Here is an 18,698-nt window from a genome sequence, read left to right as displayed (position 1 = left end):
GCGCGTCTCGTCAGGGCAGGAAGGCGGCGGCCGGCATGACCGGCTCCTCGATGGTCCGGTCGGCCGCGAGCTGGTGGACATGGCGCTGCTCGCGGCTGAACTGCGGCCATGGCAGCGTCCCATCGGTCGCGAACCGAACCCAGGTCGCGTGGATGCGATCGGCCAAGGCCTGGGGCGGTGCCTCACCGCACAGCCCCTCCGGCCCGCTCGTGGTCGACAGGCTGTCGAACACGAAGGGGAGTTCCATCCCGTGCGAGGCGCCGAGCTGATCGGCGTATCGGGGACTGCCCCATTCGAACTCGTACATCCAGGTCCGCCCGCGATGCTCCTCTGCAAAGCGGCGCGCGGGCCAGCGGAACACTAGGTCGCTGAGCGCCCGCAGCAGCACCGCTCCGGCGGGCTCGCGCCCGGCACCATAGGCGTTCAGGACGCGCCAGGCGCCGGGCTGCGAGCGGCGAAGCAGCCACCAGGCCAGCGATCGCCTGATCCTGGGCAGCACGCCGGTCGGAACGAAATAGAGGTTCATCTCCTCCGCATTCGAGCCGATCAGGACATCGATGTCGGCGCCGGCTCCGTCCGCCAGAGCCGCGTGCGGGCGCTTGGGCAGCACGTCGTCGCCATGGACGGGGACGAAGCGGCTGATGCCGAACACCGGCTCGCGGCCATGTTCGTCACGCAGATCGAGGCGCGCGGTGGGCTGTGCGAGCTTCTCCATCGCGTCCAGCGCCGCCTCCGGCGCGACTCCGGCAAAGCCGGCGCGATCGGGCGTGATCTTCAGGACGGCGGCAAGCTTGCGGGTCAGGCGTTCGGCCACCGGGACCGCACGGGTCATGCCGCCATGTCCGCTCTGAATGATCGCGCGTCGGAACAGCCCCTGCGCCAGGGGCGAGGTCACCAGATCGGCAATCGCCATCGCGCCGGCGGACTCGCCGAACACGGTGACATTGGCCGCATCGCCCCCGAGTGCCTCGGCGTGCGCGTTCACCCACTTCAAGGCCGCGACGATATCGCGCAGCCCCAGGTTGGTCGGCACGCCCGGGATGGGCAGAAATCCGTCGATGCCCAGCCGATAGTTGATCGCGACATAGACGATGCCGTCCCGCGCGAAGCTGCTGCCGTCCTGAACCGGCGCATCTTTGGCGCCGAGCACGAAGCCGCCGCCGTGAACGAAGACCATGATGGGTCGCCCGCTCGCACCGGCCGGGCGGAGGACGTCGAGCGTGAGATAGTCGTCGCCGGGCCGCCAGCCCGTGCCGACGAGTGGCACGATATTCAGCCCCGGCAGGTCGCGCGTTCGCTGCGGAGCCGTGGCGCCAGCTTCTGTCGCCTGGCGTTCGCCGCGCCACGCTTCGGGCGGCTGCGGCGGTTCGAAGCGCCGATCGTGGGTGGGCGCCGCCGCGTAAGGGATCCCGCGGAAGCGCTCGATGCCCGCCATGCGGTCCCCTTGCACGGCGCCGCTTGCGGTACGCAGCCGTGGCACGTCCTCGTTGGTCATGGGGCGTCTTAACCCGCTCGGCCCGGGCTGGCCAACGCACGCGCTTTGCCGAACGGCACGAATTGCTTGCCTCGAAGATCGGGGCGGTCACTTGCCTGGGGCAGGCAGATGGACGTGGCCTGCGCCGGCTATTCGGGTCTGATCTGGCCGTAAACGCACGTTCGATCGATGCCGCACGCCGCGACGCTGGCAGCGCCCCCTAAGCAAAGTAGATCGTCTTGGTCTCTAGGTAGTTCTCCAGTCCCTCGATCCCGCCCTCGCGGCCCAGGCCCGATTGCTTGAAGCCGCCGAACGGCATCTCGATGTCGACGACCATGCCGTTGATGGTGAGCGATCCCGTCCGCACCTGGCGTGCGACGGCATAGGCGCGCTCCGGGTCGGCGGAATAGACCGCGCCGTGCAGGCCGTAGTCGGTGGCGTTTGCCTTGGCGACCATGTCGCTTTCGGTGTCATAGGCGATGAAGGAGACGACGGGGCCGAAGATCTCCTCGCGCGCGATCGTCATGTCGGGAGTGACGTCGGCGAAGACGGTGGGCTCGAAGAAGAAGCCGCGATTGTGCTCGGCGGGTCGGCCGCCGCCGGTGACGAGGCGTGCGCCCTCGGCCCGGCCGCGCGCCACATAGCCCTCGACCCGATCGCGCTGCCGCGACAGGCTGAGCGGGCCCATCTGGACGCCGTCGTCGAACGGATCGCCCACGCGCACGCGGCGGACCGCCTCGACATAGGCGTCCATGACCTCGTCCTGCCGTGCGCGCGGGACGAGCACGCGCGTCAGCGAGAAACAGACCTGGCCGGTGATCGGCATCGAATAGGGGACGAGGCTGGGCAGCACCGCGCCGAGGTCCGCATCGTCCATGACGATCGCCGCGGACTTGCCGCCAAGCTCCAGGCTCACGCGTGCCAGCCGCTCGGCACAGGCGCCGGCGATCGCCTTGCCCGCGCCGGTCGAGCCGGTGAAGCTTACCTTGTCGATACCAGGATGGCGGACCAGATGGTCGCCGATCTCCCGCCCGCCGGGCACCATGTTGAACACGCCCTCCGGCAACCCTGCCGCGGCGATGCACTCGGCGAGGATGTGGGAGTCGACCGGCGTCTCGGGCGAGGGCTTGGCGACGATGGTGCAGCCCGCCGCCAGCGCCGCCGCCACCTTGTAGCAGAGCAGCACCAGCGGCGCGTTCCACGGGGTGATCGCGGCGCAGACGCCGACGGGCTCGCCGACGACCCGCACCTTGCCACCCGACGAGCGGGTGCGGTGCTCGACGAAGGCATAGTCGGCGGCCATGTCGCCATAGAAGTCGAACAGGCCCGGCACCTGGCCGGACGCCTTGCGCGTGAAGCCGATCACCGCGCCGACTTGTCCGGTCCAGGCCTCGGCAAGCTCGGGCATGCGATCGCGCAGCAGCGTGGCGACGCGCTTGAGCGCCGCGCCGCGCTCGGCGGGTTCCATCCGCGGCCACGGCCCCTCGTCAAAGGCGCGGCGGGCGGCGGCCACGGCGCGGTCGACATCCTCGCGCGTCGCCTCGGGATAGCGCATCAGCACTTCCTCGCTATGCGGCGCGACGACCTCCAGCATCGGCCCGCCCGATCCCGCCTGCCAGTCGCCGCCGATGAAGAAGGGGGTGTCGGCCCGGGCATCGATGCCCGCCAGCGTGTTCCTGAGCGCTTCCACGATCCATCCTCTCGCAATTGGTTTTATGTCGTCGCCATAAGCGTTGCGGCTGCCTAGCCCGGCGGGACAATGACCTGCAAGGCCGTCTCCGTCGAGCTAAAAGGCTTTATTACCAGTCACATAACCCCGGTCGTTCGCTCCCGCAAAAGCGGCGGGGCACCTGGGGACATGGGGGCACGCCGTCGGCTCTGATACGCCTCGTAGCATAATCAAGGAGGAATGATAGGATGCTACGCATCTGGGCGGCGCTGGCAGGCACGGCGATGCTGGTTGGCGAACCTACAGCCACGGTCGCCGATCGCCGGGTCTTCCCGGAAAGCATCACCTCAACCCCCGACGGCGCGCTGATCGTCGGCGGCACGGCGACGGGCGCGCTCTATCGCGCCGGGCCGCGCGAGACCGTGCTGACGCGATGGACGGCGCCCGCGCCCGGTGCGCCGAGCGGTATCTTCGGCGTCCTCGCCGATCCGGCGCGAGACACGCTCTGGGCCTGCCGCACCGGCATCCCGCCGGGTCAGACGCCGACCGCGATCGTCCGCTATCGTCTGTCGACCGGCGAGGCGCTTCGAAGCGCGCCGTTTCCAGGTGGCGGATTCTGCAACGACCTGACGCTCGATCGTCAGGGCGTCGTCTATGCGACGGACATCGGGCGTGGACGGGTGATCCGCATGGTGCCGGGGCAAGCGCCCGTCGAGTGGATCGCCGATCCGCTACTCGCCGGGGCGGACGGGATCGTCGTTCATCGCGGCCGCGTGCTGGTGAACAGCGTTCGGAGCGGCAAGCTGATCGCAATTCCGATCGCGGGCGACCGGCCGGGCACGCCAGCCGAGCTCGCCCTGTCGCGTTCGCTCCAGCGCCCGGACGGAATGCGGCTCGCCGGCCGTGACACGCTGCTGGTGGTGGAGGGGGTCGGCAGGCTCGCCAGCATCGACCTGTCGAGCAAGCCACCGTTGCGAGTCACCACCCTCGCCGACGGGTTGGTCGAGCCGGTTGGAGTCACTCATGCACGCGGCGCGGCGCAGGTGGTGCAGGGGCATATCTCCTACGTTCTGAATCCCGAACTGCGCGGCAAGGACCCGGGCGCGCACGGCATCTTTGCCATTCCTTTCAAGGAGCCCAAGCGATGATCGACCGCCGCCACATGCTGATCGGATCGGCCGCGCTGCCGATCGCCGGCGCCGCCGCGCAGCAGGTCAAGCCGGATGCCAAGCCAGGTGCAGCGCGCCACCCCGCCGCGGTCGAGGGCCGCGCGGTGACGGAGCCGGACGGCACCACCACGCAAAGCCATGTCCGCTTTGCCGCGACGCTGCGCTACGAGGATCTGCCCGCGCCCGTCGTCGATGCCGCGCGGCGCTGCATGGTCGATGCGCTGGGCTGCGGCCTGGCGGGGTGGGAAAGCAACAAGGGCCGGCTTGCGGCCGATGCGATGGCGCGGCTGGGCGGACCGGGCGAGGCGCAGCTCTGGGGCGGTGGCTCGCGCATCGCCACGACCAACGCCGCCTTTGCCAATGCCGAGCTGATGAACGGCCTCGATTACGACGCGATTCCGCACATCCCGCCGGTGATCGTGCCCGCGCTCATGGCGGTAGCGGAGGCGCGCAAGGTTTCGGGCCGCGACTTCATCCTGGCGCTGGTCGTCGCCTATGAGCTCGCCGCGCGGCTGAGTTCGGCAAGCAGCCCGATGGGCGCGGCGATCCTGGAAACGGGCACGACGCCCGAGGTGTTCGGCATCAACCAGGAAGCGATGATGGCTGCCGCCGCGGCGCTTGCGCGCATGCTGGGCCTGTCGGAAGCGGCGACGGCGAGCGCGATCGGCCTCGCCGGCTATTATTGCCCGCCTCAGGCGAGCCATGACTGGGAGACGGGCAGCCCCAAGTCCAACGTCAAATATACGCCCGTCGGCTGGGTCAATCAGGGCGCGGTCACGGCCGCATTGCTGGCCGAGAGCGGCTTCACCGGCAATCCGCGCGTGCTCGATGGGCCGGCGGGGTTCGCTCGCTTCTATGGCTGGAGCAAATGGGACGTGCCTGCTGCGACGCGCGGTCTTGGCGAGCAGTGGCGCATCGTCAACGCCGACTACAAGCCCTATGCCTGCTGCCGATACGTCCATAGCCGGCTGGATGCGCTGATCGGCGTGATCGAGCGCGATCGGATCGATCCCGCGACAATCACGCGCATCCGGTCGTGGGGGCCGCCCTTCGTCGCCAACCCCGACCAGATGAACGTCCGGACGCAGGAGGATGCGCAGTTCAGCGTACCGTACATGCTCGCGCTCGCCGCGCTGAAGCGACCGATCGATGCGCGGTGCCAGTCGCCGGCGTTGCTCGCCGATCCGGCGGTCAAGGCCATGATGGCGAAGGTCGAATGGGCGACCCATCCGCGCACGGCCGAGACCAAGCGAGCGGATGGGCGAAGCTTCATTGCGAGTGTCGAGGTCGATGCCGGCGGCCGCACGCACGCCCATGAAGTGATGTTCGCCAAGGGTAACGGATCGGTGCCCGAAGCGCGGCTGAGCGACGCGGCGCTGGACGCCAAGTTCCTCGACAATGCGCGAATCCGACTGTCGCCGAGCAGGGCGGCGCAGCTGCTGGAGACGCTGCGGGGGCTGGATCGCGCGCCGGACATGGCGCGCGTCGGTCGACTGATGTCCGCCTGATCGCATCCGTGCACTGGCGGGTAAGGTCGCATGCGTCCCTGCATAAACGCCTTGCCCGCGGTGCCGCTATCAACAGCCTCGACCCAGACGCCCGATCAGGGCGCGGCGACATGGAGGAGGGGCTAATGATGATGTCCACAGGCAAGCGGTTCGCCGGATGGATGCGCGGCACGGCGGCGCCCGCGGCGATCGCGCTCGGGCTCGCGTTCCCGGCGGCCGCGTTCGCGCAGGATGCCGAGGCGGTGGCGGACGCGCCGGTACCCGTTCCAGGCCAGGTCGCGACCGAGGCGGAGGCGGCGAGCGGCGCCAACGACATCATAGTCACCGCCACTCGCGTGCAACGCGACGGCTTCAACGCGCCGACGCCGACGGCGATCATCGGCGAGGGCGTGCTGGAGGCACGCGGCGCGACCAACGTCGCGACGGTGCTCAACGAGCTTCCCGCCTTCAAGTCGTCGACGACGCCCACCACCAACGGCGTGCGTGCGATCCAGGCGGGCGCCTATTTCGCCGACCTTCGCGGGCTTGGGCCCTCGCGCACGCTGGTGCTGGTCGACGGCAATCGCTTCGTGCCGCAGATTGCGACCGGGTTTGGCGGGTATCAGATCGACCTCAATCAGGTGCCCTCGCTGCTGCTGGAGCGGGCCGAGATCGTCACCGGCGGTGCGTCGGCGCAATGGGGTTCGGACGCGGTCGCGGGTGTGGTCAACCTCATCCTCAAGAAGGACTTCGAGGGGCTCAATGCCGAGGCGCAGGCGGGCACGTCGGATCGCGGCGACAATAGCGAGTACCGCATCGGCATGGTCGGCGGGATCAAGCTGGGCGAGCGCGGCCACCTGACGCTCGCCTTCGACCACGTCACCAACGATGGTATCGGCGATGTCTATACGCGCGACTGGGGGCGGCAGGGCTATGGCCTGGTCGCCAACCCCAGCCGGGCGACCAACGGGCTCGCTTCGCAGCTGATCCTGCCCGACGTCCGCTATTCGACAATGACCAATGGCGGGCTCATCAACTCGACCACCGGGCCGGCGGCGCAGCTTCGCGGGATCTTCATCAATCCGGACGGTTCACTCGGCCGCTTCCAATACGGCCAGTATGTCGGCGCCAGCTTCATGCAGGGCGGCGGCAGCAATCAGGGCATCAACTTCAACACCGGCGTCTCGATCGCGCCATCGGTTCGCCGCTGGGTCGGCTATGGCCGGGCGAGCTATGAAGTCGTTGACGACGTGACGCTCTATGCCGAGGCGTCCTATGCCAACACGGTCGGCCGCGCACAGACGCTGCCGCCCCGCAACGAGCAGGCGACGCCGATCGTCGTCTCGCTCCAGAACCCCTTCATTCCGGTCGCGCTGCGAAACGAGATCAATCGTCTGAATGCGCTGCCGCAGAATGCGACCAACCAGATCACCAGCTTCAATCTGGGCCGAAACAGCACCGACATCGGCTATCAGCGCAGCCGGATCGAGAACGAGACCAAGCGCGGCGTGATCGGCTTCGACGCCAAGCTCGGCGGCAGCTGGCGGCTGGGGGGCGCCGCGATCTATGGCGAGAACCTCTACACGCAGCGGGTTCACGGCAACCGCATCCAGTCGAACTTCCGCTTTGCGACCGACGTGGTGCAGACCGCGGGCGGGCCGGCGTGCCGCGCGACCGTCGCCGGCAATGCGGCAGCGGCGGGCTGCGTGCCGCTGAACGTCTTCGGCGAGGGCGCGCCCTCGGCCGCCGCGATCGACTATGTCACCGGAACCACGTTCACGGAGACGCTGTACAAGCAATTTGCCGCCAACGTGAACCTGTCGGGCGAGCCGTTCAGCACCTGGGCCGGCCCCGTCTCGGTCGCGGTGGGCGGTGAGTACCGCCGCGAGGAACAGGACACCTATGTCGACCCGATCGCAGAGGCGGCGGGCTACGAAAGCTCGAACGCGCGGTCGCTGCGCGGCGACTTCAACGTCAAGGAAGCGTATTTCGAGACGGTCGTGCCGCTGGCGCGCGACCTGCCGCTGCTCCGCTCGCTCGACGTCCAGGGCGCGGTGCGAGTCACCGACTACAGCTCCAGCGGCAGCGTGACGACGTGGAAGGCGGGCGCGACCTGGGAGCCGCTGAGCGGCCTGCTCGTCCGCGGCACCATCTCACGCGACATCCGCGCGCCCAACATCTTCGAGCTGTTCACGCCAGCGGTCAGCACGATCCTGACGCGTAACTTCATCTCGGGCGTGGGCGGCGGTCCTGCCGGCCAGGTCGCGACGGAGAACCTGACCCGCGGCAATGCGAGCCTTCAGCCCGAGAAGTCGAAGACCAAGACCGTCGGCTTCTCCTATTCGCCGCCGTTCGTGCCCGGCCTGCAATTCTCGGTCGACTATTTCGACATCCGCGTGGAGGATGCCGTTGCGCTGATCGATCCCAACCAGATCATCAACTTCTGCACGGGCGCGACGCCGACGCCGGATCAGGCCTATTACTGCTCGTTCATCAGCCGCAACAATGCCGGCGGTTTGGCGGTCTATACGGTCGACAATCCCTATCTCAACCTCGGCTACATCCAGCGGTCGGGTTATGATTTCGAAGCGTCCTATCGCCTGCCGTTCGACCGGTTGTCGGCGTCGATGGGCGGCGCGCTGACCGCGCGCTTCTCGGGCACGCACTTCGATCGCTATGGCGAGGACATCACCGGCACCGGCTTCATCGAGCGGGCGGGCGAAAGCTCGGCCGCGGGCACGCCGCGGTTCATCACCAACAGCTCGCTCACCTATGACGATCGCGTGCTGACGCTCCAGCTGCAGATGCGCACGATCGGCAGCGGCAAGTACAACAATCTCTTCACCGAGGGCGTGCAGATCAACGACAATTCGGTCGAGGGTCGCACCTATTTCAACCTGTCGACGACGATCCGTGCGACCGAACAGTTCGAGCTGTTCGGCGTCGTCAACAACCTGACGGACCGCGATCCGCCGCTGATCCCGCAGAATTTCGGCTATCCGACGGTGCCGCAATTCTTCGACATGATCGGTCGCAACTTCCGCTTCGGCGCTCGCGTGAAGTTCTGATAGGCTGGGCCATGCAGACAGATGACACTCGCACCGGATTGCCGGTCAGCCGCCGGGGCCTTGCCCGTCTTGCCGCCGGATCGGCTGCCGCGCTGGCACTGCCCGCCCGCGCCGCCGTGCCGTCGGTGGGGGGCGGGCCGGTGGTCGGCTTCCACGCCGACGCACCCTGGATCGATCCGACCGGGCGCGACCAGCCCTATCATCCGCCGACCGCGACCGGACGCTTCGCGCCCGACGACGAGAGCCTGATGCGGCTCGGCTTTTTCCTCTGACATGCGATCGCCCGGTTCGGGCGGGCTAGGAGCCTGACGTGGTTGATTTCTCCAAGATGAAGGCGGCGCAGGGCTTCTTCGCGCCGCAGCGCTACGAAGCGGACATCTTCGACTGCGAGACGTCGGGCTCGATCCCGTCCGAGCTCGACGGCGCGTTCATGCGCTTGGGCGGCGAATGGTATTATCCGCCCAAGTTCGAGGACGATGCCATCCTCAACAGCGACGGCCATGTCAGCAGCTTCCGATTCAAGAACGGGCGCGTCAGCTACAAGAGCCGCTTCGTACGGACGCCTAGGTTCGAGGCGAACCTGAAGGCAGGCGCGCAGCAGTTCGGTTACTATCGCAATCCCTTCACCGACGAGCCGTCGGTCAAAGGCATGGACCGCACAGTTGCCAACACGACGCCCTTCGCCTTTGCCGGCCGCCTGATGGCGCTGAAGGAGGACGGCCTCCCGCACCTGATAGACCCGAACACGCTGGAGACGGTCGGGCGCGAGAATTGGGGCGGCAAGTACAAGGGGCCGCACTTCACCGCGCATCCCAAGGTCGATTCCGACACCGGCGAGATGATCGCCTATGGCAATGAATCGAACGGGCTGGCGGGCGACGAGGTCTATGTCGCGACGATCGACAAGACGGGGCGGCTGACCCACGATACCCGCTTCAAGGTGCCCTATGTCAGCATCATGCACGACATCGCGCTGACCGATAAGCACATCATCTTCCCCTTCGCGGGCTATGTCACCAGCATGGAGCGGCTGAAGGCCGGCAAGATCCACTGGGGCTGGGACAATTCGAAGGAGAGCTACATCGGCATCCTGCCGCGCGGGGCCGAGGGCAAGGACATCCGCTGGTTCAAGGGGCCGCTGCGGTGCATGATGCACACCTTCCATGCGCGCACCGTGGGCAACAAGGTCATCATGGAAGCGCCCTTCTATGACGGCAACTTCTTCCCGTTCTTCCACAATGTCGACAACAGTCCCTGGGCGCGCGACAAGGCCAAGGGTTATCTGCGCCGGCTGACGTTCGACCTCAATTCGAAGCATGACGGATGGAAGGAAGAGATCCTGTTCCCGACGCCGATCGTCGATATCGGCGCGATCGATCGCCGCTATCTGACCCGCGACCAGCGCTATGTCTTCACCGGCTTCACCGACGATACCAAGCCGTTCAACGTCGCGCAGGGCGGCAACCTGCGCGGGCGCATCACCAACAGCTATGGCCGGTTCGACGTGAAGTCGGGTCAGATGGTGTCGATGTTCGCGGGCGAGACGCATAGCCTGGCCGAGGCGTGCTTCGTGCCGCGCAAGGGCGGCGACGAGGGCGCCGGCTGGGTCATGGGTGTCGCGTCCAACTTCGCCAACATGAATTCGGAGCTGGTCATCGCCGATGCCGAGCGGCTGAGTGAAGGCCCGATCGCGCGCGTGGTTCTTCCCTTTCGTGCCGCGCCGCAGGTGCACGGTACCTGGGTCGGCGGCAACGAACTTCCCTTCGCCTGATCCCCACTGAAAGGGGCCGGCGCGCTTGGCGAGCCGGCCCCTGTTTTTTCGTCCAGTGTCGACGCGGCTACTGGACCGTATGCGCCGGTGCCGTATGCGCCGTGCGATAGTCTCGCGGGCTGGCGCCATACGCCTGTTTGAACACGCGGCTGAAATAGGCGAGGCTGCTGAAGCCCCAGGCATAGGCGATGTCGGTGACCGACTGCGTCGTCGCCGCCGGATCGAGCAGGTTCTTGCGGCACGCCTCCAGCCGCCGGCGCAGGATGTGCTCGGACAGCGTCTCGTCACTCTCCAGGAACACCTTGTGCAGATAGCGCTTCGAGCAGTTCAGGCCGTGCGCGACGCTGTCGATCGACAGGTCGCCGCGGCGCAGATGCGCGTCGAGATAGCCTTCGATCCGCTCGCGCATCACCTCGCGGCTCGTCCGCCGCGCTTCGTGGCTGCCATGCTCCAGCAGGGCGAGCCGGGCGAGACGGGCGACCATCACGCCGATGTCGCCCTCTGCACAGTCGCGGCCATGATCGGACGCCGCCGTCGTCAGCGCCGCCTGCAGCATGCTGCTGTATCCGTCGGCACCCGAATAAAGCCGAAGCGCGTAGGGGCTGAGGTCGGCAAGGTGCAGGTCCTCGGCGCGGAGCAGGATCGCCGACTGGCGTGTCGGCTCGGTACAGTGAAACCGGAAAGGACGCGTCATGTCATAGAGCGTCCAATGTCCTGGCTTCAGCGAAACGCGGCGGTCGCGCTGCTCCAGGTGGATGGTGCCGGCATGCTGGACGACCAGCTTGAAGAGACGGCGATCGTCACCGCGGGCCTGGTCATGGCTGCGGCTGAGTCCGTGCGCGGGCGCCTTGACACGCGCGACGGTAAAGGAGCCCACGCGGCGGAGCGTTGCGGTCGCGCGGAAATCGTCTTCCGGCTGGACGTCGAAGTTGCCGAGGCTGCTCCACGCGTGCTCGCGCCAATAAGCCGCTCGTTCCGCCCGGCGTACATGCTCGGTCGAATACTCGATCGTTCCAGCCATCAACCATCCCCTAGATGACGCCTCGTTTTCTTATGTGCGGCGTTTTCGTATGCGCGAAGAAGACCTGTTTTGCAGGATCATGTCAACGATAAGCTTGATTCTAATTAGATTGCGCGCCTCGGTAAGTGCCTGTGCCGTCAAGTCTCCATGCGCTGCCTGACAGGCGAGGCGAGTGAGCGACTGCTAAAGTCCGCTGCATAGAAAAGGTCGGACGGGGGCAGAGGACATGCGCGTGGGGCTGCGAGCGACGTTCGTCATCGCGATGGTGCTGGCGGCCGCGTCCGGAACGGCCTCCTTGCCGGTCCCGGCGTCAACGGTGGACGATGCTCGCCTCGACCGCGCGCATCTGGACGCCGACAACTGGCTGATGGTCGGCGGTGGTCGTGACGAGCAGCATTTCTCCCGGCTGGCCGAGATCGATGCGAGCAACGTCTCGCGTCTCGCGCCCGCCTGGACCGCGGAATACGACACGATGCGCGGGCAGGAGGGGGAGCCCGTCGTCGTCGACGGGATCATGTACATTTCGACCGCCTGGTCGAAGGTCTATGCCTTCGACGCCGCCACCGGGCGCCAGCTCTGGCTCTATGACCCCAAGGTGCCGGGGGCATCGGGGGTGCGCGGCTGCTGCGACGTCGTCAATCGCGGCGTCGCCTACTACAAGGGCCGCGTCTATGTCGGCACCTTCGACGGGCGGCTCGCCGCGATCGATGCCAGGACCGGGCGCGAGGCCTGGGTCGTCAACACCGTCGACCAGACCAAGAACTACACCATCACCGGCGCACCGCGCATCGTCCGCGACAAGGTGGTGATCGGCAATGGCGGCGCCGAATATGGCGTGCGTGGCTATGTCACCGCCTATGACGCGGCGACGGGCAAGCAGGCTTGGCGCTTCTGGACCGTGCCGGGCGAACCCGGCAAGCGCGACGGCGACGTGTCCGACGATCCGATCGAGACGCTCGCGCGGCCGACGTGGTTCGGAGATACCTATTGGAAGGGCGGGGGCGGCGGCACTGCCTGGGACGCGATCGTCTATGACCGGGAGCTCAACCGGCTTTATATCGGCGTCGGCAACGGCGCGCCGCACAGCCATTTCAAGCGATCGGCGGGCAAGGGCGACAACCTGTTCCTCGCCTCGATCGTCGCGGTCGATCCCGACACCGGCAAGTATCTCTGGCACTATCAGCAGAACCCGGGCGACAGCTGGGATTACACTTCTGTTCAGCCGATGATCCTCGCCGACCTCAACGTCGGCGGTGCCAGGCGCAAGGTGATCCTGCACGCGCCCAAAAACGGGTTCTTCTACGTCATCGATCGCGCCACCGGAAAGCCGATCAGCGCCGAGCCGTTCGTCGACGACATTCGCTGGGCCAAGGGCATCGACCCCAAGACGTGGCGGCCGATCGACGTCGCCGGCAACCGCTATGTCGATACGCCCTTTCTCAACAGCCCGGGACCGCCGGGCGGCCACAATTTTCAGCCCATGGCCTACAGCCCGCAGACGCGGCTGGTCTATATTCCGACGTCGAAGAACTACTGGTTCTACAAGCCCAATCAGGCGCCCGCGCATGGCGCGCCGATCGATGCGCCCGCCAACATGCCGGCGCCCGACAACTACCTCCAGGCCTGGGACCCCGTCGCCAAGCGGCAGGTGTGGCGCGTCGATGCCAAGGATGCGCGGCTGGACGTGGGCGGCGGCGGCGTGCTGGCGACGGCAGGCAACCTCGTCTTTCAGGGCCGCGGCGAGATCGTCGGCGAAATGGTGGCGATGAAGGCGGATACCGGCGCGGTGCTGTGGCGCTACCCCATGCCCAACTCGGTGATGGCCGCGCCGATCACCTATCGGGTCAACGGCGTGCAATATGTCGCGGTATCGACGGGTGCGGGCGGGCCGACGCTGTTCGGGTCGAACACGCCCCCGCGTGAGCGTCAGGCCGGGCGGATGGTCGTGTTCCGCCTGGACGGCAAGGCCAAGCTGCCTGACCCGCCGCCGCTTGCCGGCCCGGCAACCGAGATCACGGAGACCTTTGCCGCGGCCGATGTCACCAAGGGGGCGGGCCTCTATGCCGCCAATTGCGGACGCTGCCATGGCCTGGGCACCCGCGCGTCGAACATCCTGCCCGACCTTCGCCGATCGCCGATCACCGCCGACAAGGATGCGTGGAAGGCCGTGCTGATCGACGGCGCGCTGACCGACAACGGCATGGTCAGCTTCGCCGACAAGCTGTCGCCCGCCGATGCCGAGGCGATCCGCGCTTGGGCGGGCACCGAAGCCAAGAAGCTCGCCGCGAACCAACGCGCCGGCCGATCCGAGCGCTGAACCATCACAAGGGAGAGACCATGAAGACCATCGCCGCCGCCACCGCGCTACTGCTCGCTGCCGTCGCCAGCCCTGCCACCGCGCAGGTCAGCCCGCAGGAATATGCGGTTGCGCGAGCCGAGATCGTCAACCTGTCGAACCGGCTGATGATCGCGTTCGACGCGCAGGATGCGGACAGCTACGCCAATGGCTTCTCGAAGGACGCCAAGCTGGACTTTATCGGCGGCATCGCGAACGGCCGCCCGGCGATCCGCAAGATGATGGCCGATTGGTGGGGGAAGATCGGCGGCGCGGCCACCGTCCCGGCCGATGCCACGTCGCGCCCGCGCAACCACCATTTCGTGGTGAACCACGACATCACGATCGACAAAGGCGGCAGGACGGGGACCGGCCGCGTCTATTGGTTCGCGCTGACCAACCGCACGCCGCAGAAGGACGTGCAGCCCCTCTATTTCGGCCATGTCATCGAGCATTACGTCAAGGAGGACGGCAAGTGGCTGTTCTCGAAGCGCGAAGTGTTCAACGAGTCGCTGACCAACCGCGCGGTATTCTATCCTGAGCTGGGTGAAACCGACCCGCGTAAGCCGAAGCCGTGAGGCTGATTGGCCAACCCTGATCGTCATCCCGGGCTTGACCCGGGATCCCGCTTCTTCCCGTGGTTTGAAGAAGAAGCGGGACCCCGGATCAAGTCCGGGGTGACGATAAGAGGATGGGCGTCCGCCCTCTTACTTCTTCGGGTATTTCGCCTCACGGCTGCGGATGACGTCGGGGTTCACCGTCCAGGGCGCGCGCATGTTGTAGGCCGACGCGATGAACACCGCCTCGACGCCGGTGATCATTCCGTCCTCCAGCTTGAAGCTCTCGAGTAGCGCCCAGCTGTGCGGTTCGCGAAAGATCGAGCGGGCGGGGGTGCCGTCGGTCAGCGTGTACTGGTCCATGACGCCCTTGTGATCGATGAATCCCCGCGCCATCACCATGCAGCGATATTCGTCGACCAGGAACAGGTCTCGGTCGCGCACCCGCTCGTTGAACAGGTAGCGGCCCGACTTGAAGCCCTTCTCGATCTCGGGAAAGTTCAGGCCATTCTCGGTGCGGGTCGCGGTCGGCGAGAAGCGGGTGCCGCGGATCTCGCCATTGTTGTTTTCCAGCGTCTCGAAATAGCCGTCGGCCAGGCGCACCATCTCCGCGCGCGGCCGGCATTTGGCCTTGGGCACCGGCTGGTTGAGGTGCGGCGAGCGCTGGAACTTGTCGAAGTCGGCAATGGGCGTGGGCGGCGCCGACAGGTTCCGCTTGGTCGAGATGACGTGCTCGATCTCGGTGACGAGCTCGCCTTCGACCTTCAGCCGCACCGCCAGATAGCCGGGCGTGTCGTTCTGCATGATGCGCGTATAGATGCCGACTTGACCGTTGACCGGGTCGGACAGCGTCAGCGGCTCGCCTACCTCTGCCGTCACCGTGTCCCAGGTGGCATCGGGGAACGGCATCTCGACGAAGTTCTCGCTGAAGCGGACCCGGCGGGAGATCGGCGCCTTGGAAGGGTCGTGCGCGAGATAGGCGGCGCGATACTGGTCGCCTATCTTTTCGAGGCATATCCGATCGCAGCCTGGATTGGGCTCGCGGCGCTGTGCCGGCGCGGCGGCGATGCCGACAAGCGCCGCGGCGCAGAGCAGGGTGGCTTTCAACATCGGACGCATGGCGCTCTCTCTCCCGTGATGATGATCGTTCCGGTCTGCCGCAGCCGATCCGGCGCCTCAACGACGCGCTGGCCGGGTGCGCTCGCCGGCGTGACGCCGTTCCTCAGCGGGCAAGCAGGTGCCGAAAACGAGGACGCATCAGGCGCGTAGCAGTCCGGCCATCGTCTCCCGCGCCCGGCGATTGGGATCGCTCACCGCGCTGGTGCCGGTGTCGAACAACATCGTGTCGCGCCGCTTGGGTTCGTAGCGCGGCCATCGTGGCAACGCGCCGCCGTTGGGATCGCCAGTGGCGGCGAAGCGAACCCAAGCCTCGCTCATCGTCCGCGCGAGCCGCACCGGCGCATCGCCCGGCCCCAGCAGCGCTCGGCTCGCCTCCGGCGTGTCGAACAACAGCGAGCCTTCCAGCGTGTGCAACGCGCCAAGCTTCCCGCCAAGCGCCGGGCTCTGATAGTCGAGGCGGTAGGCATAGGTGGTGCCGCCCGCCGCGGCGTGCCGATCCGCCTGCGCGGTGACGGGCAGCGCCAGCGAATAGTCCGAGAACGCCTGAAGATAACGGCGCGCGGGCGTCGCGTCCGGATAGGCGCGGGCATAGGCCGCAAGCACCGCCGGCGCCGCTTCGCCCGCGAAGTCGCGAACGCGCGCCTCGTATCCCGCCTCGTCGAGCGTGAATGCGGCGGGATCGTTGCCCCAGAAGAAGCTCATCTCCTGCGCGTTGCATCCGATGAGCATCGGGATCGCTGCGGTGCCCGGCGCCGCGCCGGGTGAGAACGGGTGCTGGGGCAGCCATTTGCGATCGATCACCGGGGCGAAGCAGGGCAGGTCGATGAAGCGCGTCGGCTTCATCGCGGCTGCCACCGCGTGATAGCCGGCGAGCAGCCGATCGGCCGGGATCGTCGCAAGGTCGCGAACCTGCGCGTTGGTCAGCCCGACCTCGCGCAGCAGCCGCTCGGTCACGGCACTCGCCGTATCGCGTTCCATGAAGCGCAGCCCCGGCCCGCTCTGCACGCCTGCGCGCGCGAACAGACCGCGGGCGGGCGGGCTCGCCATCAGGAAGCTCGTCTTCATGCCGCCGCCGGAGGTGCCGAACACCATGACCCGAGAAGGGTCGCCGCCGAACGCCGCGATATTCTCCCGAACCCAGCGAAGCGCCGCGGCGATGTCGAGCATGCCGGCATTCCCCGCCTCGGCAAACTCGCCGCCCGCCAGATCGGCGAGGTGGGTGTAGCCAAAGGCGTTGAGACGGTGATTGATGCTGACCACCACTGCATCGCCGCGTCCGGCGATGCCGCTGCCGTCGGTCGTCGATCCGGTTCCGCCGTAGAAGAAGCCGCCGTGCAGCCAGACCATGACCGGCCGTTTGCGTCCGTCGTTCAGCGCTGGCGTCCAGACGTTGAGGAACAGACAGTCCTCGCTCTCGGGCAATTTCGGCGGCGGGGCTGCGTTGGCGGGGCGCGGCAGCTGCGCGAGGATGACATAGGGCGGGCCCGGCGGCGGGTTCGCGTTGGTCTGCGGCGCGCTGGCGCCGGGTGTCAGCGCGTCTCGAATGCCGGCCCAGGCCGCGGGCGCGCGCGGCGCCTGGAAACGGTCGGCGGCGGCATAGCGGATGCCGCGAAACACAAGACAGTTGGCCGCACGCGCCCCGCGCAGCTTGCCCTGAGCCGTCTCGACGATCGGTTCGGTGGTCGTCGCCCGCGCGATCGGCGCGGTCATCAGGAAGCCTGATGCCGCAGCGGCGGCCAGTACGTCTCGCCTCGAAGCGGTCGGTGCGTCGTCTTCGGCCATCGATCGTCATCCGCCATGGTCAGAACTATCCGTGCAGTCCTGGCCCGTATGACAGCTCGGCGCCTCGGCCGTTTGTGATGCAACGCCTCCCGGTGCGACTGTCAGCGAACCCGGTGCGGAGTGCTGTCAATCTACTGCGAACCCGTCTCGGCGCGCTGCGTGTCTATCTTTGGGGATGGCAGCCTGGCTGGCGAGGATCGCCGCTCCGCAAGTGCTGCGGGCCGTCGTGCCTTGTACGATTATGGGCGGTAAGATGGCGCTTCTGTCTGGCAGCATTGAGGGAGGTGCTGTCAGTCTAACGCGAACCCGTCTCTGCACGATGCAGGCTGGTCTTTGAGAGCAGTGGGCTAGCTCGCAACCGTTCCCCACTCAGCGAAGGCAGCTTAGCGGCGTTCCTTGTAGGTTTGGCGGTCGACGAGATGACGTTCGAGGCTGAAGTGGTTGTGGACGTTGGCGTGCACGCTGGCGAACTTCTGCAGCGTCTTCATCTGCCGGAACCGCAGCATTGCTCGCTCACGTCGTCGAAAGGGAAGGTGGCTGTTTTCCACCCGGTTGTTGGCCCAGCGCCCAATTTCCTGCTTCTGCCGGTTGCCGAGCTCATCCATCGCGGCACCGTACGAACGAAGCCCGTCGGTGATGATTGTTCCAGGAGTGCCATGGCGCTTCAGCGCCTTCTTCATGAAGGTGAGAGCGGCCTTCTTATCTCGAGTGCGGGTGACGTAACTCTCCAGCACCTCGCCCTCGTGATCGACGGCTCGCCACAGATAGACCATCTCGCCATTAAGCTTCACGTACATTTCGTCGAGATGCCACTGCCAGTGTCGGGAGCTGCGCATGCGGCTGATGCGCTGGCGCCGAATGTCGCCGGCAAACAGTGGCCCGAAGCGGTTCCACCAGAGCCGTACAGTCTCATGGCAGATGTCTATGCCCCGTTCGAACAGCAGGTCTAAGGCGTCGAACGGCTGAGCACCTGCTTCGAAGGGTCCTGTTGAGCGCGGCGATGCAATGGTCGTTTTCGCGAACCGCAACTCACAAACAGTGAGCCATCGGCCAGTCGGTCACAGGAGCCCAAATCTATCTCGCACCGTTCGGCCCTGTTTTCGGATTCGGTACCGCCACCGAATGGCACAGAGAATCTTAGCCGATTTTCCGTATTCCCAGTTTGCAGGTGACTCACTGCAGTACCCAACCGAATTGGAATTGCGCAAAAATGGGCGCCTTCGCGCCGATTTCCCTAGCGTTCTGA

13 protein-coding genes are annotated in these 18,698 nt (G+C 66.9%); 7 read left to right on the top strand and 6 right to left on the bottom strand.

Features of this window, described 5'->3' with window-relative positions; genetic code table 11:
* Positions 1-10: 10 nt before the first annotated feature.
* Both RS883_RS00500 and RS883_RS00495 read right to left on the bottom strand, forming a co-directional pair.
* A complete protein-coding gene (locus RS883_RS00500; protein ID WP_315761611.1) occupies positions 11-1,495 on the bottom strand; it encodes a carboxylesterase/lipase family protein in 1,485 nt (494 codons plus the stop codon).
* A gap of 199 nt (positions 1,496-1,694) precedes the next feature.
* The gene (locus RS883_RS00495) at positions 1,695-3,164 is read right to left on the bottom strand and encodes an aldehyde dehydrogenase (protein ID WP_315761609.1); all 1,470 of its coding nucleotides are present in this window, start codon (positions 3,162-3,164) and stop codon (positions 1,695-1,697) included.
* A gap of 227 nt (positions 3,165-3,391) precedes the next feature.
* Between RS883_RS00495 and RS883_RS00490 the strand changes: the two genes are divergently transcribed.
* The 5 genes from RS883_RS00490 (at position 3,392) to RS883_RS00470 (ending at position 10,638) form a co-directional block, all read left to right on the top strand.
* Positions 3,392-4,291, top strand: coding sequence for a hypothetical protein (locus RS883_RS00490; RefSeq protein WP_315761607.1), 900 nt, complete (start codon positions 3,392-3,394; stop codon positions 4,289-4,291).
* Positions 4,288-5,820 (top strand): MmgE/PrpD family protein, encoded by a 1,533-nt coding sequence (locus tag RS883_RS00485; RefSeq protein WP_315761605.1) that lies wholly within the window; start codon positions 4,288-4,290, stop codon positions 5,818-5,820. The genes RS883_RS00490 and RS883_RS00485 overlap by 4 nt, the downstream gene beginning before the upstream one ends.
* A 125-nt stretch (positions 5,821-5,945) precedes the next feature.
* Positions 5,946-8,867, top strand: a complete 2,922-nt coding sequence (locus RS883_RS00480; protein WP_315761603.1) for a TonB-dependent receptor plug domain-containing protein — start codon at positions 5,946-5,948, stop codon at positions 8,865-8,867.
* An 11-nt stretch (positions 8,868-8,878) separates the two neighbouring features.
* Positions 8,879-9,139 (top strand): hypothetical protein, encoded by a 261-nt coding sequence (locus tag RS883_RS00475; protein ID WP_315761601.1) that lies wholly within the window; start codon positions 8,879-8,881, stop codon positions 9,137-9,139.
* Positions 9,140-9,177: 38 nt separating this feature from the next.
* On the top strand, positions 9,178-10,638 hold the full coding sequence (locus tag RS883_RS00470) for a carotenoid oxygenase family protein (RefSeq protein WP_315761599.1): 1,461 nt from the start codon (positions 9,178-9,180) through the stop codon (positions 10,636-10,638).
* 67 nt (positions 10,639-10,705) lie between these two features.
* Here RS883_RS00470 and RS883_RS00465 read toward each other — a convergent pair whose 3' ends face one another.
* Positions 10,706-11,659 (bottom strand): helix-turn-helix domain-containing protein, encoded by a 954-nt coding sequence (locus RS883_RS00465; RefSeq protein WP_315761597.1) that lies wholly within the window; start codon positions 11,657-11,659, stop codon positions 10,706-10,708.
* 316 nt (positions 11,660-11,975) lie between these two features.
* On the opposite strand from RS883_RS00465, the gene RS883_RS00460 reads away from it, so the two are divergent.
* Both RS883_RS00460 and RS883_RS00455 read left to right on the top strand, forming a co-directional pair.
* On the top strand, positions 11,976-13,976 hold the full coding sequence (locus RS883_RS00460; protein WP_315761595.1) for a PQQ-dependent dehydrogenase, methanol/ethanol family: 2,001 nt from the start codon (positions 11,976-11,978) through the stop codon (positions 13,974-13,976).
* 20 nt (positions 13,977-13,996) lie between these two features.
* Positions 13,997-14,572, top strand: coding sequence for a nuclear transport factor 2 family protein (locus tag RS883_RS00455; RefSeq protein ID WP_315761593.1), 576 nt, complete (start codon positions 13,997-13,999; stop codon positions 14,570-14,572).
* 129 nt (positions 14,573-14,701) lie between these two features.
* Here the strand turns inward: RS883_RS00455 and RS883_RS00450 are convergent, their stop codons facing one another.
* The 3 genes from RS883_RS00450 to RS883_RS00440 form a co-directional block, all read right to left on the bottom strand.
* The gene (locus RS883_RS00450; protein ID WP_315761591.1) at positions 14,702-15,670 is read right to left on the bottom strand and encodes a hypothetical protein; all 969 of its coding nucleotides are present in this window, start codon (positions 15,668-15,670) and stop codon (positions 14,702-14,704) included.
* 138 nt (positions 15,671-15,808) lie between these two features.
* Positions 15,809-17,380, bottom strand: a complete 1,572-nt coding sequence (locus tag RS883_RS00445; RefSeq protein ID WP_315761589.1) for a carboxylesterase/lipase family protein — start codon at positions 17,378-17,380, stop codon at positions 15,809-15,811.
* Positions 17,381-17,835: 455 nt separating this feature from the next.
* Entirely contained in the window at positions 17,836-18,459 is a 624-nt protein-coding gene (locus RS883_RS00440; RefSeq protein ID WP_425475058.1) for an IS6 family transposase, read from the bottom strand.
* Positions 18,460-18,698: the final 239 nt, after the last annotated feature.

The sequence above is a fragment of the Sphingomonas sp. Y38-1Y genome, from assembly GCF_032391395.1.
Lineage (GTDB): Bacteria > Pseudomonadota > Alphaproteobacteria > Sphingomonadales > Sphingomonadaceae > Sphingomonas.
This window is presented reverse-complemented; position numbering and strand designations above follow the sequence as displayed.